General features: G+C 69.4%; 22 protein-coding genes and 1 tRNA gene. 14 read left to right on the top strand and 9 right to left on the bottom strand.

Translation table 11 applies throughout. The annotated features are described in order from the left end of the window. Nucleotides 1–330 precede the first annotated feature (330 nt). From speB to C5B99_RS11505, 4 genes are all read left to right on the top strand, one after another. Nucleotides 331–1293, top strand: coding sequence for an agmatinase (speB, locus tag C5B99_RS11520; protein ID WP_104242298.1), 963 nt, complete (start codon nucleotides 331–333; stop codon nucleotides 1291–1293). Nucleotides 1294–1587: 294 nt separating this feature from the next. Beyond that, a complete protein-coding gene (locus C5B99_RS11515; RefSeq protein WP_181064995.1) occupies nucleotides 1588–2610 on the top strand; it encodes an MBL fold metallo-hydrolase in 1023 nt (340 codons plus the stop codon). A 142-nt stretch (nucleotides 2611–2752) separates the two neighbouring features. After that, nucleotides 2753–2974 (top strand): hypothetical protein, encoded by a 222-nt coding sequence (locus C5B99_RS11510; RefSeq protein WP_104242187.1) that lies wholly within the window; start codon nucleotides 2753–2755, stop codon nucleotides 2972–2974. Between the two features lie 76 nt (nucleotides 2975–3050). Continuing rightward, nucleotides 3051–3278: a hypothetical protein gene (locus tag C5B99_RS11505; protein WP_104242185.1), complete on the top strand. Its 228-nt coding sequence runs from the start codon at nucleotides 3051–3053 to the stop codon at nucleotides 3276–3278. Between the two features lie 36 nt (nucleotides 3279–3314). On the opposite strand, the gene C5B99_RS11500 is transcribed toward C5B99_RS11505, so the two are convergent. Then, a complete protein-coding gene (locus tag C5B99_RS11500) occupies nucleotides 3315–3893 on the bottom strand; it encodes a hypothetical protein (protein ID WP_104242184.1) in 579 nt (192 codons plus the stop codon). A gap of 113 nt (nucleotides 3894–4006) precedes the next feature. Here C5B99_RS11500 and C5B99_RS11495 point away from each other — a divergent pair, with 113 nt between their 5' ends. Genes C5B99_RS11495 through C5B99_RS11485 form a run of 3 tightly spaced genes read left to right on the top strand, consistent with a single transcriptional unit; the run spans nucleotide 4007 to nucleotide 8144 of the window. Next, complete coding sequence (locus C5B99_RS11495) at nucleotides 4007–5233, top strand: serine hydrolase (protein WP_104242182.1); 1227 nt, start codon at nucleotides 4007–4009, stop codon at nucleotides 5231–5233. Beyond that, nucleotides 5230–6873 (top strand): D-alanyl-D-alanine carboxypeptidase/D-alanyl-D-alanine-endopeptidase, encoded by a 1644-nt coding sequence (dacB, locus tag C5B99_RS11490; protein WP_219819644.1) that lies wholly within the window; start codon nucleotides 5230–5232, stop codon nucleotides 6871–6873. Before C5B99_RS11495 ends, dacB begins: the two co-directional genes overlap by 4 nt. 44 nt (nucleotides 6874–6917) lie before the next feature. Then, entirely contained in the window at nucleotides 6918–8144 is a 1227-nt protein-coding gene (locus tag C5B99_RS11485; RefSeq protein WP_104242180.1) for a serine hydrolase, read from the top strand. An 84-nt stretch (nucleotides 8145–8228) separates the two neighbouring features. Here the strand turns inward: C5B99_RS11485 and C5B99_RS11480 are convergent, their stop codons facing one another. Both C5B99_RS11480 and C5B99_RS11475 read right to left on the bottom strand, forming a co-directional pair. Beyond that, nucleotides 8229–8906 (bottom strand): response regulator transcription factor, encoded by a 678-nt coding sequence (locus C5B99_RS11480; RefSeq protein ID WP_104242178.1) that lies wholly within the window; start codon nucleotides 8904–8906, stop codon nucleotides 8229–8231. Beyond that, nucleotides 8894–10636: a histidine kinase gene (locus C5B99_RS11475; RefSeq protein WP_146081991.1), complete on the bottom strand. Its 1743-nt coding sequence runs from the start codon at nucleotides 10634–10636 to the stop codon at nucleotides 8894–8896. The genes C5B99_RS11480 and C5B99_RS11475 overlap by 13 nt, the downstream gene beginning before the upstream one ends. Nucleotides 10637–10874: 238 nt before the next feature. Between C5B99_RS11475 and C5B99_RS11470 the strand changes: the two genes are divergently transcribed. Next, the gene (locus C5B99_RS11470; protein WP_104242174.1) at nucleotides 10875–11459 is read left to right on the top strand and encodes a hypothetical protein; all 585 of its coding nucleotides are present in this window, start codon (nucleotides 10875–10877) and stop codon (nucleotides 11457–11459) included. Here the strand turns inward: C5B99_RS11470 and C5B99_RS11465 are convergent, their stop codons facing one another. Continuing rightward, nucleotides 11460–12968 carry a PucR family transcriptional regulator gene (locus C5B99_RS11465; RefSeq protein WP_104242172.1) on the bottom strand — a complete coding sequence of 503 codons (1509 nt, stop codon included), beginning with the start codon at nucleotides 12966–12968 and terminating at the stop codon, nucleotides 11460–11462. It lies immediately after the preceding gene. 172 nt (nucleotides 12969–13140) lie between these two features. On the opposite strand from C5B99_RS11465, the gene C5B99_RS11460 reads away from it, so the two are divergent. The 3 genes from C5B99_RS11460 (at nucleotide 13141) to C5B99_RS11450 (ending at nucleotide 17222) form a co-directional block, all read left to right on the top strand. Next, nucleotides 13141–14649, top strand: coding sequence for an amino acid permease (locus tag C5B99_RS11460; RefSeq protein WP_104242170.1), 1509 nt, complete (start codon nucleotides 13141–13143; stop codon nucleotides 14647–14649). Next, nucleotides 14646–16358 (top strand): flavin monoamine oxidase family protein, encoded by a 1713-nt coding sequence (locus C5B99_RS11455; protein WP_374953468.1) that lies wholly within the window; start codon nucleotides 14646–14648, stop codon nucleotides 16356–16358. Before C5B99_RS11460 ends, C5B99_RS11455 begins: the two co-directional genes overlap by 4 nt. Nucleotides 16359–16649: 291 nt before the next feature. Then, nucleotides 16650–17222 carry a hypothetical protein gene (locus tag C5B99_RS11450; protein WP_146080238.1) on the top strand — a complete coding sequence of 191 codons (573 nt, stop codon included), beginning with the start codon at nucleotides 16650–16652 and terminating at the stop codon, nucleotides 17220–17222. Between the two features lie 57 nt (nucleotides 17223–17279). Here C5B99_RS11450 and C5B99_RS19660 read toward each other — a convergent pair whose 3' ends face one another. Both C5B99_RS19660 and C5B99_RS19655 read right to left on the bottom strand, forming a co-directional pair. Then, a complete protein-coding gene (locus C5B99_RS19660; protein ID WP_194685157.1) occupies nucleotides 17280–17570 on the bottom strand; it encodes a transcriptional regulator in 291 nt (96 codons plus the stop codon). Beyond that, entirely contained in the window at nucleotides 17567–17968 is a 402-nt protein-coding gene (locus C5B99_RS19655; RefSeq protein WP_258063178.1) for a hypothetical protein, read from the bottom strand. The genes C5B99_RS19660 and C5B99_RS19655 overlap by 4 nt, the downstream gene beginning before the upstream one ends. A gap of 169 nt (nucleotides 17969–18137) precedes the next feature. On the opposite strand from C5B99_RS19655, the gene glsA (C5B99_RS11440) reads away from it, so the two are divergent. Both glsA (C5B99_RS11440) and glsA (C5B99_RS11435) read left to right on the top strand, forming a co-directional pair. Further along, nucleotides 18138–19175 (top strand): glutaminase A, encoded by a 1038-nt coding sequence (gene glsA / locus C5B99_RS11440; protein ID WP_258063177.1) that lies wholly within the window; start codon nucleotides 18138–18140, stop codon nucleotides 19173–19175. 10 nt (nucleotides 19176–19185) lie between these two features. Continuing rightward, the gene (glsA, locus tag C5B99_RS11435) at nucleotides 19186–20232 is read left to right on the top strand and encodes a glutaminase A (protein WP_308471587.1); all 1047 of its coding nucleotides are present in this window, start codon (nucleotides 19186–19188) and stop codon (nucleotides 20230–20232) included. A gap of 168 nt (nucleotides 20233–20400) precedes the next feature. Here the strand turns inward: glsA (C5B99_RS11435) and C5B99_RS11430 are convergent, their stop codons facing one another. Continuing rightward, nucleotides 20401–21663 carry an MFS transporter gene (locus C5B99_RS11430; RefSeq protein ID WP_104242287.1) on the bottom strand — a complete coding sequence of 421 codons (1263 nt, stop codon included), beginning with the start codon at nucleotides 21661–21663 and terminating at the stop codon, nucleotides 20401–20403. A 214-nt stretch (nucleotides 21664–21877) separates the two neighbouring features. On the opposite strand from C5B99_RS11430, the gene C5B99_RS11425 reads away from it, so the two are divergent. Further along, a tRNA-Pro gene (locus C5B99_RS11425) sits at nucleotides 21878–21951 on the top strand. Here the strand turns inward: C5B99_RS11425 and C5B99_RS19310 are convergent. Together C5B99_RS19310 and C5B99_RS19650 are read right to left on the bottom strand one after the other, a co-directional pair. Further along, nucleotides 21943–22119: a hypothetical protein gene (locus tag C5B99_RS19310; RefSeq protein ID WP_181064994.1), complete on the bottom strand. Its 177-nt coding sequence runs from the start codon at nucleotides 22117–22119 to the stop codon at nucleotides 21943–21945. The two genes, C5B99_RS11425 and C5B99_RS19310, sit on opposite strands and share 9 nt — an antisense overlap. Before the next feature lie 183 nt (nucleotides 22120–22302). Beyond that, a complete protein-coding gene (locus C5B99_RS19650) occupies nucleotides 22303–22512 on the bottom strand; it encodes an integrase core domain-containing protein (protein ID WP_258063205.1) in 210 nt (69 codons plus the stop codon). Nucleotides 22513–22684 lie beyond the last annotated feature (172 nt).

Below are 22684 nucleotides of genomic sequence, written 5' to 3'. Positions count from 1 at the left end.
GCTCCCGCCCGTTCATCGCTGCCCGGCGAGTCGCCCCCTAGCGTCAGCGCCAGAGGGCGACTCGCCGGGCAGCGATCGCTCCGGTGTGGCGCGGCGAGGGTGAGGGAGAGGGGGCGACCGCGGCGGGGCGGCGAGGTAGCGTCGGCGGGGTAGCGAGGGTGGTCTGGTGGCGTGGCGTGGGGCATCCGGCGGGAGAACTGTGCGTGCGATTCGCACCGAAGCTTGAAGCACCTGGTGCAAAGTGTGCGCTTGGTCTGAGGTCTTTTTCGCTAGCTTCTGGGGAGAAGCACGCGGCAAGGAGGCCCCACAGTGAGCAACGATTTCTTCTGGATGAACCCCGCTCGGGTGACGCAGGACGGCAACGTCGGACCGACCGATTCGGCGCAGGTTCCTCGCTTCGCAGGGCCTGCGACCTTCGCGCTGTTGCCGAGGGTCGATGAGGTCGAGAAGCTCGACGTGGCGATCCTCGGGGTCCCGTTCGACAGCGGCGTCTCGTACCGCCCCGGTGCTCGCTTCGGTCCGGCGCACGTGCGCCAGTCGAGCCGCCTCCTGCGCCCCTACCACCCGACGCTCGACGTGTCGCCGTTCGCAGCGCAGCAGGTCGCCGACGCCGGCGACGTCGCCGTCAACCCGTTCGACATCGAGGAAGCGCTTGGGACGGTGGAACGGGCAGCGAAGGCCCTCAGCGACACGGGCGCGAAGATCGTCACGATCGGCGGCGACCACACGATCGCGCTGCCGCTCCTGCGTAACATGGCGCGCATGCACGGCCCCGTCGCGATGCTGCACTTCGACGCGCACCTCGACACGTGGGACACGTACTTCGGTGCGGCGTACACACACGGCACCCCGTTCCGCCGGGCCTTCGAGGAGGGGCTCCTCGACACGGACGCGCTCAGCCACGTCGGCACGCGCGGCCCGCTGTACGGCAAGCAGGACCTCGAGGACGACGAGCGCTTCGGATTCGGCATCGTCAGCTCGGCCGACATCTACCGGCGCGGAGCGGATGCGGTCGTGCAGCAGCTTCGGCAGCGCATCGGGGATCGCCCGCTCTACATCTCCATCGACATCGATGTGCTCGACCCCGCACACGCGCCCGGCACCGGGACGCCGGAGGCTGGCGGCATGACGAGCCGCGAGCTGCTCGAGATCCTGCGTGGTCTCGCGGACCTCAACGTCGTCGGCGCAGACGTCGTCGAGGTGTCGCCGGCCTACGACCACGCCGAGCTCACGGGCGTCGCCGCGGCGCACGTCGTTTACGAGCTCGTCGCGATGTTCGCGGTGCGCCGCTAGCTGGACTGCTCGCGCGTCCGCGTCCGCGTCCGCTGGCTCGCTCTCGCCGGACGCTGACCAACTTCAGTGCAGAATCGCGCTCCCTCGCTGTTCCAAGGGCGGTTTGGGCCGTTCTGGCACTGAAGTTGGTCACGAAGGTCGCCGGCTTGGAGCTTCGGGCAGCGTCTGCGCCCGCACGCCCGCCTCACGCGCGCTGTCGGAGTCGGAGTCAGTGCCAGTGTCACTGCCAGCGTCCTAGGCTTCTGGCATGGGATGCACTTGGCACGGAGCTCCGCCAGAACAGGTGACCGCGGCATGAGCGGCTCGAGCGTCGCGGCGAGCAGCGCCGCGCAGGAAGCGGCCTGGCACGACGGAGCCGTGGCGCCCCTCGAGGCGGTGCGGGACGGGATCTGGACGGTGGGCAGCCCGATGCCCGCGGGGCCGACGCCCGGCGGCCGCATCCCGTGCACGCTCGCTTCGGTGATCGCCGACGACGCGGGTGGCGTGCACGTCATCGACCCCGGCTCAGACTCCGACGGAAACCTTGCCGTGCTCGCCAGTGCCATCGCGGCGACCGGCCACCGGCTCGACCAGGTGCGGTCGATCATCGCGACGCACCTGCATCACGATCACCTCGGTCTGGCCGAGCGGCTCCGGGACGCGACGGGTGCGCCGATCGTGCTGCACCGTGCCGAGCAGGCGGCGCTCGATGCGCTGGCTGCGGACGTGCCGAGCGTCGAGGTCGAGACGGCCAGGCTCGTCGACTGGGGTGTGCCGGTCGATCGCCGCCCGGAGATCCTTCGGCTCGTCGGGCGGTCGGCGACGCCGGTCTCGCTGCGCGCCGACGTGCTTGTCGATGACGCGCAGCTGCTCGACGTGCCCGGCAGGCGGCTGCGTGCCGTCCACACCCCGGGCCACACACCCGGGCACCTGTCGATCGTCGACGAGGAGACCCGGCTGGTGTTCACCGGCGACCACGTCTCGCCCGTGCTGCACCCGGGGCTCGGCCTCGGCGGCGACGATGGCAGCAACCCGGTGCTCCAGTACCAGCGCTCGCTTCGGCGCATCGTCGAGCTCGGCGTCGACGAGGCCGTGCCGGGGCACGGCTACCGGTTCGTGGGGCTTGCCGAACGCTGCGGTGAGCATGCGCGCCACCACCAGCGCCGCACCGATGAGGTCGCCGGCGCCCTCGAAGCATCGCCCGACGCCTCGATCTTCGAGATCGCCTCTCGCCTCACGTGGTCGGCCGGCTGGGCGAGTCTCGAGGGCTTCACGCTGCGTTCGGCGCTCCAGCAGACGGCGATGCACATCGAGGCCGTGCGGACCGAGACGGCCTGAGTGCGGCCAGACCCGGGCCTGCCCAGGTGCGACGGCGCCGACGGCGCCAACTCGGAGCTATGCCTGGTTGACTGCTGCCAACGTGATTCCTGGGGGAGCGCGACCGGAGCGCGAGCCACGACATCGAACACCGGAGGCCAACATGGAAGACGCCACCACTCGCCGCTGGATCCTCGCGGGGCTCGTGCTGCTGTCGGTGCTTGTCGTCGGCGCGTCCTTCCAGACGGGGGATGTGCTTCTGCGCATCCTGCTCATCCTGCCGACCGCGCTCCTGTGGGTCGTCTACCGTGAGGCTGAGCGACGCCGACGAGACGCGCGGGTCTCGGCAGCCGAGGGCGAAAGCCCGGGCACCGGCCGCCGCTGACCGGCGCACGCAGCACCGGAAGCGCTTCGGCGCAACCCCTGGGGCCGGTGGATCTTCCTCGCGTAGCGTCCGGTCCATGACCCATGAGCCAGCAGGTGCCAACACTCCCGACGAGGGCCAGAGCGCCGCGCAGGCGGCCGAGGCCGCCGAGTGGGATGCGCTGCGAAGCGTCCGTGCCGTGGGCGAGGACCGCGGCGACCCGGACGCAGCTCGACACGAGAGCGCGCCCACCCCGCCGAGTGAGGTCGACCCCGAAGCTGGCACGGATGCCGACGGCTTCCCGGTCGAGAACCCGTCTGGCTGACTGGGGGGAAGTGAGGGGTCGGCGAAGGGGCTCGCCTCAGCTTCGAGTGGGCGCCGTCTCGCCCTGGGGAGTTCCCCAGGCGTCATTCCAGTAGCGCGCATCGGTGCTGCCCGTTCGAACGATCTCGTCGTACTCGACGGGCGCTGACCAGAGCTGCAGCAAGTACGGGTCGACCACTTCATCTTCGAATTCGCCGTCATTGCCCGCGTCGCGTCCCCGGGCAGTCACGCGGAGCCTGTACGTGCCGCCGGGCAGATCGAACGCACCTGCGTCCATGCCGGTGAAGCCGCTCCACCACACTTCTCGTTCGTCGGTGAGCGTGACGGAGACTTCGATGCAGTCTTCGCCGGGGGCGTCGAGCTGCGGGCGCGCCTCGAGCAGCTCGATCTTCACCGCGGACCCTCCCGAGCGACGTGCGAGGCAGAGAAACAGCATGCCGGGCAGTGCGGCCCCAACCCAACCGTTCTGCTGACCGGCGAAGTGGGGCGCGAGCTCGCCGTCGTAATCGAACGTCTCCCACGTCAGGTGGAAGAGTCCGTAGTCGGTCATGACGACCTGGTCGAGGAGCACTGTCGTGCGGGCATCCTGCCAGCACGCGCGCGACGCGTGCGGCACACCAGCTCAACAGGGACCTAGGTCCATTGTCGCGAGTGCCCGCGTCGGCGAGTGTGATTCCTGAGATGTGATCTTCCCGACGTCTCTCAGGGAACCTCGACGAATGAGGAATCATGCGCAGCCCCCAAGCCTCCTCCAGAGCATCCCAAGCATCCAGAGCACCCCGATCTGCTCGTCTTCTCGGCATGGCGGCGATGGCCGCTGCCATCGGCCTGTTGGCGAGCGGATGCACGTCTGCCGGCGGTGACGGCGCGGGGAGCACTACTGACCCGACGGCTCCCGAGGTCACTCGCCCCGCCGCGCCGGACGGCGAATTGCCCGCGGAACTCCAGGACGGGCTGCAGGCTGCCCTCGACGCGGTGATGGCCGAGCTCGAGGTACCAGGTGCGGCCGCCGGGGTGTGGATCCCGGGCCAGGGCTCGTGGACGACGGCCACGGGACTCGCGAACGTCGAGGACAGCACGCCCGTCACGACGGACATGTCGTGGCCGATCCGCAGCATCACGAAGTCGTACACGGTCACGCTCATCCTGCAGCTCGCCGACGAGGGCAAGCTGAGCCTCGACGACACCATCGATCAGTACGTCGAGGGCATCACGAACGGCGACAGGATCACGCTGCTGCAGCTCGCGAACATGTCGAGCGGGAACGCCGACTACGTCACGGAGGCCTTCCAGGATGAGTTCCTCTCCGACCCGACGAAGATCTACACCCTGGAGGAGCTGAACGCCTCCGTCGTCGATCAGCCGGCGCGGTTCGAGCCCGGTGCCGAGTACCTGTACACGAACGCCAACACGAACCTGCTCGGCGCGGTCGTCGAGAAGGTCACGGGCGAGCCGTACGCGGATGCGCTCGACGCGCGCATCCTCACCCCGCTCGGGCAGACGGGCACGACGTACCTGACCGACGTGGACGACTGGGCGCAACCGCATCCCACGGGCTACGTCATCGACGACGGCAAGCCCGTCGCGCAGAGCGAGAACCCGTCGATTCTCGGCGCCGCCGGCTCGCTCTTCTCCACGCTCGAGGATGGGCGCGCCTGGGCGGAGACGCTCGGTTCGGGATCACTGTTGAAGCCGGAGACGCAGGAGCTGCGCCAGGTGGGCCATGAGATTCCGAAGCCGCCCTACGACCTGTATGCGGTGGGGATGGGGGAGACGAACGGGTGGCTCGGCCACAACGGCGAGGGGCTCGGCTTCACGGCCGCCACCTTCCACGACCCGGCGACGGGCGCGAGCATCGTCGTCTACATGAACGAGTCGGACAGCCCTGCCGGGCATCCGGCCGATATCGCCTTCCGCGCCCTCGCTGAGGTCCTCGCGAACGGAGCGGGCGCGTGATCGCCGGCGGCGTTGCCGGGCGAGCACGTGGATCAGGGTTCGGCCGCGGCGCCCGCGTCCTGACGGCGGGGGCCGTCGCGATGCTGCTGCTCACGGGGTGCGTCGCGGCCGACGCGAACGATGCGGACGTCCCGGTGTGGGACGGGACGACGCTCGTGTCCGTCCCTGGGCTTCCGGATGCGGCACTCGAGGTCATGAATCAGCCGCAGTTCGCGAGCGGCCGCTGGTCGATCGCGGTCGAGGATCTGGACACGGGTGAGGTGCTCGTCGACTTGGACGGCGAGAAGCTCGCCGAGCCGGGCTCCTTCGTGAAGACGTACAGCGCCGGTGCCGCATGGGTGAAGTGGGGTCCTGACCACACGGTTGTGACGCCGGTGAAGCAGTCGGGCGAGGTCACGGCTGGCACGCTCGACGGTGATCTCGTGCTGGTCGGGCAGGGCGACCTGACGATGGGCGGACGCACCAAGGACGACGGCAGCGTCAGCTTCGCGAACCTCGACCACAACGACGCGAACCCCCTGCCGGGGGCGACGCTCACGCCCGAGGATCCCCTGACGGGCCTCGACGAGCTGGCCGCGCAGGTGAAGGCGTCCGGGATCACAACCGTCAGCGGCGACGTGATCATCGACGACCGCCTGTTCCAGGGCTCGCTTGCCGAGCAGCCGATCACCCCCATCGTCATCAACCAGAACCTCCTCGACGTGCTCGTCACGCCGGGGGAGGCGGGTGCCCCCGCGACCGCGGCGCTCACACCTGCCGTCGGAAAGTGGGCGCTCGACCTCCAGGTGGAGACGGTGCCAGCTGGTGAGGAGTACAAGGTCTCCGCGCCGAAGCTCTCGGCAAGCGATCCGAACACGATCGTCGTGACCGGCACGATCGCCGCGGACGCCGACCCCGTGCTGAGGGTGTTCGAGTTCGACGACCCGTCGACCTTCGCCCGCACGGCGTTCATCGAAGCCCTGGAGCGCGCGGGGGTCACCGTCAGCGCCGATCCCTCCGCGGAGAACCCGAAGTCGGCCCTCCCGAACTGGGACGCCGTCGAGGCGCTCCCCGCGGTCGCGGAGCTCGAGTCGCTGCCGCTCGCCGAGGAGATCACCTACGTCATGAAGGTCAGCTACAACCGCGGCGCACAGACTCTCGTCTGCCGCCTCGCGGTCGACGCGGGCAAGACCGACTGCAACAAGGACGGCATGGGGGTCGCGCAAGCCATCTGGGCCGAGGCCGGCCTCGACACGACGGGCGCCTCCCTCGTCGACGGCTCCGGGCTCGAAGGCAACTACATCACCCCGAAGAATGCCGTGCAGATCCAGAGCCTCATGGCGGAGCGTCCCGACGCCGAGCGGTGGCGCGACACGATGCCGATCCTCGGCGTCGACGGGTCGCTCGCCGACGTGCAGAAGGACAGCCCCGCCGCCGGGAAGGTCTTCGCCAAGACGGGAACGCTCGCGAGCGCCGACGCGTTCAACGGCAGGCTCCGGCTCGGCACCAAGACCCTCGGCGGCGTCATGGTCACCGAGTCCGGCCGCAACCTGGCGTTCACGATCATCGTGAACCAGGGCTTCTACGAGGGCATGCCCGGGGTCTTCGAAGCGAACGATGACGTCGGCAAGGTCGCGGCGATCATCCAGCAGGCGTACTGACCGAGCATCCCCGAGTTCGCACGCAATCCAGGAGGCAACAGCACATGTCCAAGATCGCGAAGAGAACGACGTACACGGCGACCGCCATGGTCGCCGCCCTCGCCCTCGTCTCCTGCACGGCGCAGGCCGCGGAGACCGAGGCACCGACATCCACGCTGAAGCCGTTCGACGAGGCGGCTGTGACCGCGATCTTCGAGGAGACCGCGGAGGAGCTCGGCCAGCCGGGCGCCGTGATGCTGCTGCGCACGCCAGAGGGGGAGTTCACGGCGACCTACGGGGTGACGAGTCCCGGCGGCAGCACGCCCGTCTCGGTCGACGACCACATCCGCATCGGCTCCAACACGAAGACGTGGACGGGCACGGTCATCCTGCAGCTCGTGCAGGAGGGCAAGATCGCGCTCGCGGACCCCGTGTCGAAGTACCGGCCCGACGTGCCGAACGGCGACAACATCACGATCGAGCAGATGCTGCTCATGCGCAGCGGGCTCGCCAACTACACGGAGACGCTCGAGCTCAACACGGCACTGGATGAGGACCCGGACCGCGTGTGGGAGCCGGAGGAGCTCATCAAGATGGCGCTTCCTCTGCCGGTCGACTTCGAGCCCGGCACCGAGTACCACTACTCGAACACCAACACGATCCTCCTCGGGCTCATCGCCGAGGACCTCGACGGGAAGCCGCTCGCCGAGATCTACGACGAGCGGATCTTCACGCCGCTCGGCCTCGGCGAGACGTCGTTCCCCGAGATCGGGGACAGCAGCATCCCATCGCCGCACTCCGACGGCTACTTCTGGTGGACCAACGTCAACACGATCGGCTCGTCGAAGCTGCCGCCGGACCTCATGAAGCAGGTCGAGGAGGGCACATTCACGCCCAACGACGGCACCCTCGACAACCCGTCGTGGGCATGGTCGGCTGGCTCCGGCATCTCCACCGCGGGCGACCTCGCCGACTGGGTGGAGGCGCTCGGCGGGAAGAGCGGCGACATCCTGGAACCGGACATGCAGCAGGCGCGCATGGACAGCTTCCAGCCCACGAGCAAGAATCCGGCTGACCCGTCCTACGGCTACAACATGGCTCACTTCGGGCAGTTCTACGGCCACACGGGCGAGCTCCCCGGCTTCAACTCCTTCATGGGCTACGACCCCGTCGCCGACGTGACGCTCGTCGTCTGGGCGAACCTCGCCCCGGCCGCGAACGGCGCGGGGCCCGCCACCGAGATCGCGAAGCAGCTCATCGGCACCCTCTACAGCTCGCCCGTCGCGAGCTAGGAGTTACAGGAGTCAGAGAGTCCCCGGCTGGAGCGCTCGGCCCGACCCGGGCCGCTGAGATGGAAGCCGGCGCGGGCGCGCGTCTCAACGCCCGCCGCCGGCATCCACGTCTCCGGCGGCCGCGAGGTAGCGGACGACCGCGAGCACTCGGCGGTGGTCGTCTGCCGCGACAGGCAGGTCGAAGGCGTCGTAGATGTTGGAGGTGTGGTGCACGACGGCCTTCTCGGAGGAGCCGAGCCTCGCGGCGATGTAGCTGTTGCTGCGGCCTTCGGCCATGAGCCCGAGCACGTCGAGCTGCCGGGGCGTGAGCTCCCCGACGGGCCCGCTGATCTTCGTCGCCCGCGCGAGGAGCACGGCCACGACGTCGGGGTCGAGCACGGTGCCGCCCGCCTGCACGTGGCGCAGGTCGGCGGTGAAGGCCCGAACATCGGCGATGCGCTGCTTGAGCAGGTAGCCCACGCCACCGTCGCGTTGCCCGATGAGCTCGCTCGCATAGCGCCGCTGCACGTGCTGCGACAGTACGACCACGGCGGCCTCGGGATGTGCCTGCCGGATGCGGAGGGCAGCGACGAGTCCCTCGTCGGTGAAGGTCGGGGGCATCCGGATGTCGGTGATCACGAGGTCGGGCGTGAGCCGCGCCACCTCGATCTCGAGTTCGACGGCGGTGCCGACCGCGGCGACCACCTCGAAGCCGTCGTTGCTGAGGACATGCCTGAGCCCCTCGCGCAGCAGCGCTTCGTCTTCGCCGATCACGACCCGCATGGCAGCTCCACCCGTACTTCCGTTCCCGATCCGAGGGGCGAGACGAGCTCGAAGGAGCCGCCGAGGGTGTCGATCCGGTCGACGAGCCCCTTCAGCCCGGTGCCATCTTCGACCCGTGCCCCGCCGCGGCCGTCGTCTTTCACCGTCACGCTGAGCAGCGCGCCCCGCTGCGTGATGCGCACGTTCACGGTGCGCGCGTCGGAGTGCTTGACGGCGTTCGTGAGGGCCTCGGCCATGATGAGGTACGCCGACTGCGACGTCGCGGGGGCCAGGGTGCTGTCGTCGGCGTCGCTGACGAGGCTCGCGGGGATCTCGAGGCGATCGACGAGGTCTTCGGCGGCCGCCGTCAGGCCGCGCTCGACGAGCGCCGACGGCAGCACCGCGTGCACGAGGCGGCGGAGGTCGGCGGCTGCCGTGTCGATGCGGTGCCTGAGCGCGGTCGCCTCTGTCACCGTCGACGGGTGCGCGTCGCCGGAGTTCGCGATCTGCTGGGCCTCGAGCGCCAGCAGCACGAGCTGCACCTGCAGGCCGTCGTGGAGGTCGCGGGCGATGCGGTTGCGCTCGCGGTCGGCGGTCTCCACGATGCGGAGCCTTGACTGCTGCAGCGCCTCGTTGCTCGCGAGGAGCGCGGCGGTGAGGCGCTCGCGGTCGAGCGCGATGGCGAGCACACGGCCGGCCCGGCGCACGGTCTCGGGGTCTGCGATCATCCGCTCGTCGTAGCTGATGGCGCCCACCAGTCGGGACTCGACGTGCACCTCCTGCCAGTGGCGCGGCGTCGACTGGGCGCGGACCTCCACGTCGAGGCCCGCTTCGTCGACGAACACCTGCCGGTTCTCTGCCCAGTACGCGACCCGCAGCGAGTCGTCGCCGAGCGAGCGGGCGAGCGCAGCCCCGACGACGGTTCGCGCGGAGCCGGCCAGGCTGAGCCAGGCGCTGAGCACCTCCGCCTCCACGGTCTGCGCGTAGCCGCCGATGAGCACGCCGAGGAGGAAGGCGATGGGGATGCCCGCGATGACGACCAGCTGGATGGAGCCGATCACCTCGCCGGGCGCGCCGAGGAGGCGCAGCACGTTCGCGGAGAGGGGGATGCTCAGCACCGCGAGGATGCCGTACAGGTAGAGGGGGAGAAGGACGCGCAGGTTCTTCGGGTCGGCGGAGCGGAGGCGGCGGATGAGGAGGGCCGCAGTGACCCCCATGACGCCGAGGCCGACAAACGCCTGCACCCAGACTCCGACGAGGTGCGGGAGCGTGTCGGGCGGGAGCACGTACAGCGGGATCTGCAGCAGGAGCGTCACGCCGTAGCCGACGGCGACCGTGGCGATGGAGACGCGCCCCTGCAGACGTCCGGACGGGAAGGCGTGCAGCAGGTGCACCGTGACGGCGAGGATGAGGGTCGCGAAGATGGTGCTCAGCTCCACCAGCACGGGGAGCCCCAGGTTGCCGACCCCGCCGAGGAACATGGCGATCGCGCCGACGAGCAGCAGGCCGCCGACCATGCTCAGGGGGCGCTGCCACCACGCGATGACGCCGGCGGCCGTCCAGACGAAGAACACGGCGGTGAAGGCGAGCGGCACCCAGAACGGGACGGGCGCATCCACGCCGACGGCGAGCTGCACGCCGCCGAGGGCGAGCGCCAGCACGGCGATGAGCAGGAGGGCCGGGCGCAGGGCATCGCCTCGCGTCGCGCGAAGCGGGGTGCGTGCTGCTCGGGCGTCGATGGAACGGGTCACGTCGAGGTCACCTCGGCTCAGGCCAAGTGATGCAGCGGTGCGTTCGGCGAGCACTGGTCTCGCTGAGGTGCGGTGCTGCGCGCTGGGAGAGCGTGCCCGAATCCTACCGCGGTGGGGGTGCCTGCGGTGGTGCGCGGGCTACCCTGGTGGCTTGCTGGTGCGGCAGGCTGATCACCGTCTGCAGGGGGCGGAGAAACCCGACTCGGGGCGATCGCGGCGGGGTGAATTGAGGGAGCGCATGTCGGTACGGGCTGGGCGCTGGTTTCTGGTCATCGCGGCCGCTGTGTCACTCGTCGGCGTCGCGTGGTTCGCGCTCGTCGAGGCTGCCGCAGGGCCGTGGGCGCAGGGCTCGGTAGGCGGCGCGGTGCTGGCGCTCCTCGGGGCCGTGGCATTCGCGGTGGGCGGGGTGCTCTTCGGCCGGTTCGTCGAAGCGAGGGTCGAGAAGACCGGTCTCGTGATCAGCTCCGTTCGGCGGAGGGAGCGGGTCATTCCGCTCGCCGTCATCGACGAGGTCGTCGTCGTCGAGCGCCTGCTGCTTCCGACGAGGATGGGGCCGGGAACTGCCGCGCGAGTCATCCTGCGGGGCGGCGGCGACACGATCGCGGCGTTCACTCCGCACGGTCTCGGGGTTGTGGATGCGCTCCGCTCGGCCGGGTGCCGCGTCACGCTGGTCAGCGAGCCGCTCTCCCCGGTGCTCGTGCGGCGCCGATACCGAGGCGGGGCGAGTCTCGGTGAGGTTCTCGTGGCGGGGGCGTCGGTGTTCGCGATCGTCGTCGCAGCGCTGGTGCTGCTCTGGGTCCTGACCGAGTGGTTCGCCGGGTAGCTACTCCACGTACTCGAGGGCGATGACGAGCTCGGCGCGCACGCGGGCGTCGTCGAGGTCGAGCCCGAGCAGCCCCCGCAGCTGGTCGATGCCGCGGCGCACGCTGTTGCGGTGGATCCCGAGCTCGCGGCCCGTCGCATCCCAGTGCCCGTTCGCGTGCAGCCAGGCGCGCAGCAGCGCGAGGCGTGCGTTCCGGGCCTCTACGTCGAGCTCGAGGAGCGGTTCGAGACGTCGCTCGGCGAGGGCTCGCCCCGAGGCAGCGCCGATGAACGAGTGCACGGGCGCGAGGTCGGCGCCAACGCGCACCACCCCGCCGTCCTCCCTCGCTCGCCGCTCGAGTGCGCGAACCTCCGCGGCGGATGCACGCAGCTGCTCGGCCGTGACGGGCCGGCCGACGACGAAGCTCCACCCCTCGTCGAGGAACGCGGCGAGGCGCCGCTCCGTGACGTCGAGGCGGGTGATGAGGGTGACGGTGGCGTGCTCGGCCGAGATGGTGACGAGCTTCGTGTCGAAGAGGCTGCGCCAGCGGTGCAGCTCGCTCGCGTCCTTCAGGGAGGAGGGCGCGCAGGCGACGACGACCCTGAGGGTTCGGGCGCGCGCGTCTCCGCCGGCCGCCTGCAGGAGGAGGTCGCGCCACAGCTCGGTGTCCGGGCCGCCGTCCGGGCGCGCGAATACGTCGTCGGCTTCGAGGAGGAGCGGCACGAGCAGCTGGCCGGGCGCGACGCTGCCGGTGGTGCGTTGCCTCGCGATGAGCTCGAGCATGCCGTGGGCCGTCGTGAGGAACGCGTGCGCCGTCGAGCCCGCCGGGGGAGCGGCCTCCACGAGCAGCGTGCCGAGGGCGGCTCCGCCGAGGCTGCGCAGCGGGTAGGCGGCTGGGCCGCCCCTCGTCTGGTCTGCCGACTCGGCGAGGGCCCCCAGCACGGGTGCGGGTGGCACCTGGCCGGCCCGCGCGCGCACCGCGCCGCCCGGCCCGACGATCGCGGCCCAGGAGCCGAGCCGCTCGGCGAGCGCCGCCGCCACGGCCGTCTCGGGCTGGTCCGCGGATGCGGCGCGCAGCAGCCGGCGGGTCGCGTCGGCGAGTGTGCGCAGCGCATCCACTCGCCGCAGCTCGGTCATCTCGGCGAAGGTGCGCGACACGGCCACGAACGGGGTGTCGTTGGGGATGCGCACGAGGGTGAGGTCGCTCGCGGTACAGGCCTCGAGGAGGGCGGGTGGCACCTCGTGGAACACCGGGTCGATGCCGAGGCCGAGCGCGACGACGCCGGCGCTGACGGCCCGTTCGACGTAGCCCTCCAGCTCGGCGTGGTCGAGGTCGCGCAGCCCGACGCCGGCAGTCAGCAGAAACTCGCCGCCGAGGAGGTACGGCGTCGGGTCGGTGAGGTCGCTCGTCGCGACCCAGCGGATGCTCACATCGAGGTCGCCGGGCACGAGCACCTCGAGGTGCAGCTCGGGGCGTGCGAGCAACTGGGCGAGTGAGATCTGGCCGTGCGGTGACGAGGGTGATGGCATGCGAGCTCCCGTGCATTCTGTCGCATCTTCGCGACGAACCGAGCATATCGCCCGTGGATGCGCTGCGTGGTGCGACCATACGATTGCCAGGCCCAGCACTGCTGGGCGCAGTTGGACAGCGCCGATCGATCCCTGATCATGCTGGTCCCGAACCCAAGAAGGGCAACCGTCAATGGCGACACCACCCACCACAGCCGGCCGGTCACGCACGCCGCTCGGCACGCAGCTGCTGCGCCGCAAGCCGCTGGAGCAGCTCACCGACGAGTCCCTGACCGAGTCGGGCGAGGGCGGCCTGAAGCGCACCCTCGGCATGTGGCAGCTGACGATGCTCAGCGTCGGCGCGACGCTCGGCACGGGCATCTTCGTGATCCTGGGCACCGCGGTCCCGCTCGCCGGCCCCGCCGTCTGGATCGCGTTCGCCGTCGCCGGCCTCGCCGCGCTGCTCTCGGCCCTCTCCTACGCCGAGATGGCGAGCTCGGTGCCCGTCTCCGGGTCGAGCTACTCCTACTCCTACGCGACGATGGGCGAGGGCGTCGCCTGGGTGTGCGGCTGGTGCCTGGTGCTCGAGTACGGCGTCTCGGTGGCCGCCGTCGCGGTCGGCGCCGGGCAGTACGTCAACGAGACGCTCGGCGTCTTCGGCCTCGCGCTCCCGCCGGCGCTCGCGAACCCGATCGGCCTCGACGGCGGCTTCTTCAACCTGCCAGCCGCGGCGCTCGTGATCGTCGCGATGCTGCTGCTCGTGCGCGGCGCGAAGGAGAGCGCCTGGGTGAATACGGTCATGGTCGCCATCAAGGTCATCGTGCTGCTCGTCTTCGTGTTCATCGCCTTCACGGCGTTCACGACGGCGAACTTCGAGCCGCTCGCCCCCATGGGCGCAGCCGGCGTCGCGGCCGCCTCGAGCCGCCTCTTCTTCTCCTACATCGGCTTCGACGCCGCCTCCACGGCCGGCGACGAGGCGAAGAACCCGCAGAAGGATCTGCCGCGCGCGATCATCCTGTCGATGGTCATCGTCACGGTCGTCTACATCCTCGTCGCGGTCGCCGCCATCGGCGCGCTCCCGTGGACCGAGTTCAACGACGGCGAGGCGGCGTTCGTGCGCATCCTCACCGACATCACGGGCCAGCCGCTGCTCGCGCTCATGTTCTCGGTCGGCGCGGTCATCGCGATCGCGAGCGTCGTGCTGACGGTCTACTACGGGCAGACGCGCATCCTGTTCCGCATGTCGCGCGACGGCATGGTGCCGAAGGTCTTCGGTCGCGTGCGCCCCTCGACGGGCACCCCGGTCGCCGGCACGGTCATCGTGGGGTCGATCATCGCGGTCGTCGCCGCGTTCATCCCGCTCGGCGAGCTGGCGGATGCGACGAGCATCGGCACGCTGTTCGCGTTTGCCCTCGTCAACCTCTCGGTCATCTACCTGCGCCGCGCCCGCCCCGAGCTGCCGCGCAGCTACAAGGTGCCGTTCTTCCCTGTCGTGCCGATCCTCGGCATCGTCATGTGCCTCGGCCTCATGGTCACGCTCGGCGGCACCACCTGGATGGTGTTCGGCCTGTGGATGCTCGTGGGTGTCGGCCTGTACTTCGCGTACGGTCGGAAGCACTCCATCGTCGGCGCCATGAGCGAGAACGACTACGTCAACGCGGCGACCGCCGCGACCCCCGTCTTCATGAAGGAGCACAAGTGACCATCGCGACCCCGATGCCGAGCGGCCCGCAGCGCGCGGAAGGCGCATCCACGCCGCAGGACTCCCAGCCGGTGACCATGCTCAACCCGGACTTCCCGTTCAGCTACGACGAGTTCCTCACGCACCCGGCCGGCCTCGGCTCGGTGCCGGAGCGGATGCACGGCACCGAGGTCGCCGTCGTCGGCGCCGGTCTCGCGGGTGTCGTCGCCGCGTACGAGCTGATGAAGATGGGGCTGAAGCCCGTCATCTTCGAGGCGGACAGCATCGGCGGGCGCCTCAAGACGCGGTCGTTCGATGCGGCACCGAGCGTCATCGCCGACCTGGGCGGCATGCGCTTCCCCGAGTCGGGGCGCGCGTTCTACCACTACGTCGATCTCGTCGGGTTGGAGACGCAGGCGTTCCCGAACCCGCTGGCGGAGGTGACGCCGTCGACGGTCATCGAGCTCGCCGGCACGTCGTTCTACGCCGAGACTCCCGCCGACCTGCCCCCGTTCTTCACGGAGGTGGCGGAGGCGTGGAAGCGTGCGCTGACGGAGGAGGCCGACCTGGTTCGCATCCAGGACGCCATCCGCGCACGCGATACGGAGACCCTGAAGGCCGCATGGAACGAGCTGGTCGAGAAGTTCGACAACCGCTCGTTTTACGGATTCGTGGCAGAGAGCGCGGCCTTCAGGGATCTCAGCTTCGAGCACATCGAGGCGTTCGGCCAGGTGGGCTTCGGCACGGGCGGTTGGGACACCGACTTCGGCAACTCGATCCTCGAGATCCTGCGGGTCGTGTTCACGAACGCCGACGACGCGCACCGCCGCATCGTTGGCGGGGCGCAGAAGCTGCCCGTCGACCTGTGGCACCACGAGCCGGCCGAGCTGGAGCACTGGCCTGAGGGCACGAGCCTCGCGAGCCTGCACGGCGGGGTGCCGCGGGGTGCGGTCGCCGCGATCAAGCGCGGGCAGAACGGTGGCGTCAGCATCACGGAGAAGTGGGGGCGCACGCAGGAGTTCGCGTCCGCCATCGTGACCTGCCAGTCGTGGCTCCTGTCGGCGCGCATCGACACGGACGAGGAGCTGTTCACGCCCGAGATGTGGACGGCCATCGAGAAGAGCCACTACATGCTCTCGTCGAAGACGTTCGTGATGGTCGACCGGCCCTTCTGGCGCGACCTGGACCCGGCGACGGGGAAGCCCGTCATGAGCATGACGCTCACCGACCGCCTGCCCCGCGCGACGTACCTCATCGACGAGGGCCCCGACAAGCCCGCCGTGATCCTGCTCTCCTACACGTGGAACGACGACGCCTTGAAGTGGCTGGCCCTCGACGCGTCGGAGCGCACGCGGCTCATGCTGCATTCGCTCGACAAGATCTACCCCGGCCTCGACATCGGCGCGCACATCGTGGGGGAGCCGATCACCGTGTCGTGGGAGGCCGACCCCAACTACATGGGCGCGTTCAAGAACAACCTGCCCGGCCACTACCGCTACCAGGAACGCCTCTTCGGGCACTTCGTGCAGGACGAGCTCGACGACCACCAGCGGGGCATCTTCCTCGCGGGCGACGACATCTCCTTCACGGCGGGCTGGGCCGAGGGTGCGGTGACGACGGCCCTCAACGCCGTGTGGGGCGTCGCGAAGCACCTCGGGGGCGCATCCGCTGCCGGGAACCCTGGGCCGGGGGATGTGTGGTCGGAGCTTGCTCCGGTGCGCCTCGACTGAGTGACACGCCCGGGCCCCACTTGAGAGGGTCCTGGCAAGCACGTGGGCAGGAGCGGCGAGCACGCGCAGAATCGCTGCAGTATCCCTGCAGAGCTGCCTGGATCGCGCTGCCTCCCGGCTCTTCGCGCGTTTTGATTCGCCCAGCGCGTCGACCGGTCCGCCGAGCTCGGGCACGGCGCGTGCCGCCTGGAAGACTTGTTGCCGGAGGTCACCACGACCTCCACCAAGGAAATCTCACACAGAAAGCGGGGGTTCGCCTCCGCCTGACACACAAGATGAATTGGAGTGATCATGAAGGTCCGCAACAGGTTGGTCATGAGCGCGACGGCCGCGACGCTCGCTGCTGCATTCTTCGTTCCCACGACCGCAACAGCTTCGCCGAGCACGACGACGTTCACGGCGGCATCGTCCGGTGCGATGACGCAGGGGCAGGAAGCCGAATTGGCGCAGACCCTCGAGAGCCTCTTCGAAGAGGCGCTCATCCTCGGGCCCGACGGCGTCGTCTCCTACGACCAGGAGAAGGCCGCATCGATCATCGGCGAGCAGGAAGCCGCCGACATCGGTGCCTCGCTTGAGGCGGCGCGTGCGCAGGGCGCTGGACCGCAGGCCTTGCAGTCATCCCAGGCCCGCGCCGCATCCACGGGGAACGCGTTCGTGGACTGCATGGTCGAGAACAGTGTTATCGGACTGATCTCCGGCATCGTCAGCGGCGAGATCGCCGAGCTCATCCGCGACAAGAAGTGGGACGAGGTCGCGGAGAAGGTCGGCCCGAAGCTCGTGCGCGCCGGGGTTGCCGGCGGCATCGCGGGTGTGGCCGCGAGCCTCGCGGCCGGTGCCGTGCAGTGCAGCCTCTTCAGCGACTGATGGGGGCTTCCTGACGAGTCGCCCGTTCTTGGGCAAGTCGGCTACGGGCTGGGTGGTTCAACCACCCAGCCCGTAGCGCTGCAAGTCGGCCAGGAGTTCGCGGAACCGCTCCCGTCCGCTCGGCGTAGCGCGCACCAGGGTCTGCGGGTAGCGGCCCTTCTGGCCCTTTCTGACCTGGACGAGGCCTGCCTCGTCCAAGAACTTCACGGTTCTCGAGATCTCCGGAACGCCGAGGCCGGTGAACTCCCCGATGGAGGCGTAGTCAGACTCCTCGACCTGCACGAGGAACCCGAGCACCTTGAACCGCGGCGGTGAGAACAGCGCTCGAAGCTCTGGGGTCTCGCTCACGGCCGCGGCTTCCGGAAGACGGCGATGACGAGGGCGAAGAACAGTGCCACCGGGACGAGAGGCAGCGTGAAGACGATGCCGGTGTCGAGGGGAGCGGCTCGGAACGCGTTCCACGCGGTGACGAACGAGGCGACAGCGACGCCGATCGACAGCCAGTGGGTCCACGGCGCGATGTGCGGCTCGTTCTTCCTGCCGACGCGAAGCGCGCGGAAGGCGACCATGGCGAGCGCGGCGAATCCGGTGAGGACGATGCCGGCGGTGTTGCCGACGGCCGCACCTGCCACGCCGAAGTAGGCGACAACGGGGATGCCGAGGAGCATCACCCAATCGAAGGCCGAGAGTGTGCGCTTGGGGCTCTGTGGCAGTCGGAGCTGCTCGGGGTGCTCTGCTTCGGTCATCGACCTTCCTCTCCATCGATTGATGCGTGCATCTAGTTTCATTTATGCAAGTAGTTGCCGCAACCAGGCAACCCGGATGTCCAGGGTTCTCTCACCTGCCTGGGCCGATCCCGGCTTCGCCCCGGTTCGGTCAGCTGCCCGTCGTGCGGGGCTGGCTAGGGTTGCCCACATGACGCAGACCACGGTGGACGCAACGCACATGTTCGGCGACGAGCCGGAGATGGTGCACTCGAGCCGCTCGGCGATCTCGACGGGGCAGCTGCCCGACTCCGACGACGTGAAGACGGCGGTCGACGAGACGTACGAGCAGTTCTCGTCGGTCGATGACGGCGAGGTGCCCGACTACATTCCGGCGCTGGCGGATGCGGACCCGGACCTGTTCGGGATCTGCATCGTCTCGACCGAAGGGCAGTCGTACAGTCGCGGCGACGCTGAGCTGCTGTTCACGATCCAGTCGATCTCGAAGGCGTTCGTGTTCGCGCTCGTGCGCGAGGAGGTCGGGCACACGAAGGCGCGCGAGCTTGTGGGCGTCAACAACACGGGCCTGCCGTTCGACTCGGTCATGGCGATCGAGCTGAACGGCGGCCGCACCATGAACCCCCTCGTCAACGCGGGTGCGCTGGCCACGTCGGCGCTCGCGCCGGGGGAGACGTGGGAGGAGAAGTGGGACTTCATCCTGAGCGGCCTCTCCGCCTTCGCGGGGCGCGACCTCGAGATCGACGAGGACGCGTTCGCGTCGGAGCGCGAGAACAACATCCGCAACCAGGGCATCGCGCGGCTCCTGCAGAGCTACGGGCACATCACCCTCGACCCGCACGAGGTCACCGAGCTGTACACGCGGCAGTGCGCGCTGCTCGTCACCACGGAGGACCTCGCCGTCATGGGGGCGACGCTCGCCGACGGCGGGAGGAACCCGAAGACGGGCGAGCAGGTCATCGGGCAGGGCGCATCCAGGGACGCGCTCGCCGTGATGGCCGCGAACGGCCTGTACGAGGCGAGCGGGGAGTGGCTGTACGAGATCGGGATGCCCGCAAAGAGCGGCGTCTCGGGCGGGCTCGTGACGATCGCCCCAGGCAAGGGCGGCTTCGCGAGCTACTCGCCGCGCCTCGACGACGCCGGCAACAGCGTGCGCGGCATCAAGGCGGCCAGGCACCTGTCGAACGAGCTCGGCATGAACCTCTTCGCGTCGGGCACAGTGCAGGACTAGATTCGGGGGCGTGACGACTCTCCCCGAACAGACGCTCCTGCCGGAACACCCGACCGCGTTCCCCAGCGAGCCGGACCTCGTGCATCCCGACACCCGCGTGGTGTCGACCGGCAGGCTGCCGGATGCCGATCACGTGCGGGAGATGCTCTCCGAGACGTACGAGCGGTACCGCCACGTGCAGGACGGCGCCGTCGCCGACTACATCCCCGCGCTCGCGGAGGCCGACTCGTCCTGGTTCGGGCTGAGTCTCACCTCGGCGAACGGGCACCGGTTCTCGTTCGGGGACGCGCAGCTCAAGTTCTCGATCCAGTCGATCTCGAAGGCGTTCGTCTACGCGCTGGTCGTGCAGGAGCTGGGGCACGAGGAGGTGCGCGAGCGGATCGGCGTCAACAACACGGGGCTGCCGTTCAACTCGGTCATGGCGATCGAGCTCAACGGCGGACGCACCATGAACCCGCTTGTCAACGCGGGGGCGATCGCGACGACGTCGCTCGTGCCCGGGAAGACGTGGGATGAGAAGTGGGACTTCATCCACGCGGGGCTGTCGAACTTCGTCGGCCACCCGCTCGAGATCGACGAGCGCGTCTACGAGTCGGAGATGAAGACCAACACTCGCAACCGCAGCATCGCGAGGCTGCTCGAGAGCTACGGGCACATCTCGCTCGACCCGACGCAGGTAACCGAGCTGTACACGCGGCAGTGCTCGCTGCTCGTGACCGCCGAGGACCTCGCCACGATGGGGGCGACGCTCGCCGATGGCGGCGACTGCCCCATCTCCGGCGTGGATGTCGTCGATCCGTCCGTGAGCCGCGACGTGCTGTCGGTCATGGCGACGAACGGCATGTACGAGGCGAGCGGCGACTGGCTCTTCGAGGTGGGCATGCCGGGCAAGAGCGGCGTCTCCGGCGGCATCGTGACGATCGCGCCGGGCAAGGGCTCGCTCGCGACGTTCTCCCCGCCACTGGATGCGGCCGGCAACAGCGTGCGCGGCATCCGCGCCACCCGGCACTTGTCGAACAAGCTCGGCCTGAATATGTTCGCGTCGACGGTGCAGTAGGCGCTCCTGGGGGTTGCGCTCTGCGCGGGCGCTCTCGGCGATCGCTGCCCGCTGCCCGGCTCCGGCTGGGCCCGCCTCCGCCGGCCTCGGCTCTCGGCGATCGCTGCCCGGCGTTTCGCCCTCTGAAGGTCATCTCAGAGGGCGAAACGCCGGGCAGCGTTTGGTGGGTCAGGCTCCGATGTCGGCGCGTTCGGCTGCGGGGATCGTGCGGAGGCCGGTGGTGTCGAGGGAGTGGCGCTTGTCGCGGCGCTCGACGGAGACGCCGAGTGCGGTGAGGCCCATGCCGAGGACGGCGAGGACGACGCCCACCCAGCCGGGTGCGAGGTAGCCGAGGCCGCCAGCGATGACCATGCCGCCGAGCCAGGCGCCGAGGCTGTTGCCGACGTTGAACGCGGCGTGGTTGATGGCCGCGCCGAGCAGGGCTGCTTCGTCGGCGATGCGCACGAGGCGCGACTGGATGGCAGGGAGCAGCGACGACGAGGTGAGGCCGAGGAAGAACACGGCCACGAACAGGCCGACCGGGTTCGACGCGATGAGGCTGTAGAAGACGAGCGAAGCGATAAAGGAGCCGAAGCCGACGAACATGGTGCGGGTCAGGTTGCGGTCTGCTGCCCATCCGCCGATGAGGTTGCCGAGGGTCATGCCGACGCCGAGGGTCGCGAGCACCCATGGCACGATGCCGGGGCCGAGGCCCGTCTCGCGGGTCGTGACTTCGGCGATGTACGAGTAGACGGCGAAGAAGCCGCCGAAGCCGATGGCGCCGACGGCGACCATGATCCAGAGGCGCGGGTTCTTGAAGGCGATGAGCTCCTTCATGGCGCTGCGCTCGGGGTTGCCGGGGTAGCGGGGCACGAAGAAGAACACGAGCAGGAACGTGACGAAGAAGATCGCGGCGACGAGCACGTACGCGTAGCGCCAGCCGCTGGCCTGGCCGAGCCAGGTCGCGAGGGGCACGCCGAAGATGTTGGCGATCGTGAGGCCGGACAGGGCGAGGGCGACGCCCTGGCCCTGCTTGCCTGGGCCCATGATGCGGGCGGCGAGCAGCGAGGCGACGCCGAAATACGCGCCGTGGGGGAGCGCCGCGATGAAGCGCATGACCGCGGTCGTGCCGAAGTCGGGCATGAGGGCGGATGCAGCGGAGGCGACGATGAAGATGCCGAGGAGCCAGAATGCGAGCTTGGTCTGTGACATGCGGGCCGCGAGCACCGCGAAGACGGGCGCGCCGACGACGACGCCGAGGGCGTAGGCGGAGATGAGGATGCCCGCCTGCGCGATCACCGCATCCGGGTTCTGTTCGAAGCCGGGGAGCAGCTCACGGGCGATGTCGGGCAGGAGGCCCATCGTGGCGAACTCGGTGACACCGATGCCGAAGCCTCCGAGCGCAAGCGCGAAGAGGGCGATTCCGCGCCGGAAGGGGGTGAGTTCGGGCATGACCTGCATGTTGCGGACCTCTGCTTCTGAGATAGGGGACTGGGTTCGCAACACTGCGCGGGTACCAGGCTATTCCCAGGCGGGAGATTGTGCGAACAATCGGGGGAGTGGATGTGGTGGGCCGGTCGACCGCGACACGTTCGACAGGGTGGTGCGCAGAGCGCCCCAGGTTCCGCTAGGATGGTCGAGTTGTCCTCGCGGAGAACGAAAGCCACGGGCTGTGGCGCAGCTTGGTAGCGCACCTGACTGGGGGTCAGGGGGTCGCAGGTTCAAATCCTGTCAGCCCGACGGTGAGATGTCGCAAGACATCGAAATAGCTCGAACCTGCTGGTGCAGGTTCGGGCTATTTCGTTTTCGGGTGGGTCCTTTGGAGTTGCCGGTGGGTTGGTAGTCCTTGCTGAGATCGATGGTGAGCTCGCGGAGGACTTCCCCGGTGGTGAAGTTGATGACGGTCATGTCGAGGTCCTGGATGAGGAGTTTGACGTGGGCTCGGGCGTGGGGTCGTCCGATGCCGATGTGGCGGAGTTTGCTGTCGACGCGGAGGGTGACGACGCCGGAGGCGTCAACGCGGTCGGTGCGGACTCGGTCGTGGGTGGTGCACTTCTTTGTGCGGCTCGGGCCGGGCTTGATGCCCGTCGTTTAGCGAGCGGCTGGGGTGGCTCGGTGTGGGAGGGTTCGGTGTGGCCTGTTCGCGCTGTAGTCGTTCCGGAACCGGTCGATGAGGTGCTGGAGCTCGGCGAGCGTGGTGGGCTGTTCGGGCTGTGCACGGAGCCATTTCTTGAGGGTCTGTTGGAAGCGTTCGACTTTGCCTTGGGTTTGCGGGTGGGGGTGCCCGTTCTTCTGGGTGATGTGGCGTCGGTGGAGTTCGTTTTCGAAGCTGTTGCTTCCTCCTTCGTTCTGGGGGGGGGGGGGGGGAAGCGGGGGGGGGGGCAGGAGCGGGGGGGGGACCAGGCACGCGCCGCCGTGACGAGCGACAGAAAGAGGACGGGCATGGCGACCGATCGGGTCGCCTCTTCGAACC

It is taken from the genome of Pseudoclavibacter sp. Z016 (assembly GCF_002931215.1).
GTDB lineage: Bacteria > Actinomycetota > Actinomycetes > Actinomycetales > Microbacteriaceae > Pseudoclavibacter.
Note: the sequence above shows the minus strand (reverse complement) of the source record. Positions and strands in the feature narration are given on the sequence as shown.

Bases quoted from the DNA above. Each gene is read 5' to 3' on its own strand.
- speB (WP_104242298.1), top strand. From the start codon at position 331: ATGAACCCCGCTCGGGTGACGCAGGACGGCAACGTCGGACCGACCGAT.
- C5B99_RS11515 (WP_181064995.1), top strand. From the start codon at position 1,588: ATGAGCGGCTCGAGCGTCGCGGCGAGCAGCGCCGCGCAGGAAGCGGCC.
- C5B99_RS11510 (WP_104242187.1), top strand. From the start codon at position 2,753: ATGGAAGACGCCACCACTCGCCGCTGGATCCTCGCGGGGCTCGTGCTG.
- C5B99_RS11505 (WP_104242185.1), top strand. From the start codon at position 3,051: ATGACCCATGAGCCAGCAGGTGCCAACACTCCCGACGAGGGCCAGAGC.
- C5B99_RS11495 (WP_104242182.1), top strand. From the start codon at position 4,007: ATGCGCAGCCCCCAAGCCTCCTCCAGAGCATCCCAAGCATCCAGAGCA.
- C5B99_RS11485 (WP_104242180.1), top strand. From the start codon at position 6,918: ATGTCCAAGATCGCGAAGAGAACGACGTACACGGCGACCGCCATGGTC.
- C5B99_RS11480 (WP_104242178.1), bottom strand. From the start codon at position 8,906: ATGCGGGTCGTGATCGGCGAAGACGAAGCGCTGCTGCGCGAGGGGCTC.
- C5B99_RS11470 (WP_104242174.1), top strand. From the start codon at position 10,875: ATGTCGGTACGGGCTGGGCGCTGGTTTCTGGTCATCGCGGCCGCTGTG.
- C5B99_RS11465 (WP_104242172.1), bottom strand. From the start codon at position 12,968: ATGCCATCACCCTCGTCACCGCACGGCCAGATCTCACTCGCCCAGTTG.
- C5B99_RS11460 (WP_104242170.1), top strand. From the start codon at position 13,141: ATGGCGACACCACCCACCACAGCCGGCCGGTCACGCACGCCGCTCGGC.
- C5B99_RS11450 (WP_146080238.1), top strand. From the start codon at position 16,650: ATGAAGGTCCGCAACAGGTTGGTCATGAGCGCGACGGCCGCGACGCTC.
- C5B99_RS19655 (WP_258063178.1), bottom strand. From the start codon at position 17,968: ATGACCGAAGCAGAGCACCCCGAGCAGCTCCGACTGCCACAGAGCCCC.
- glsA (WP_258063177.1), top strand. From the start codon at position 18,138: ATGACGCAGACCACGGTGGACGCAACGCACATGTTCGGCGACGAGCCG.
- C5B99_RS11430 (WP_104242287.1), bottom strand. From the start codon at position 21,663: ATGCCCGAACTCACCCCCTTCCGGCGCGGAATCGCCCTCTTCGCGCTT.
- C5B99_RS19310 (WP_181064994.1), bottom strand. From the start codon at position 22,119: ATGACCGTCATCAACTTCACCACCGGGGAAGTCCTCCGCGAGCTCACC.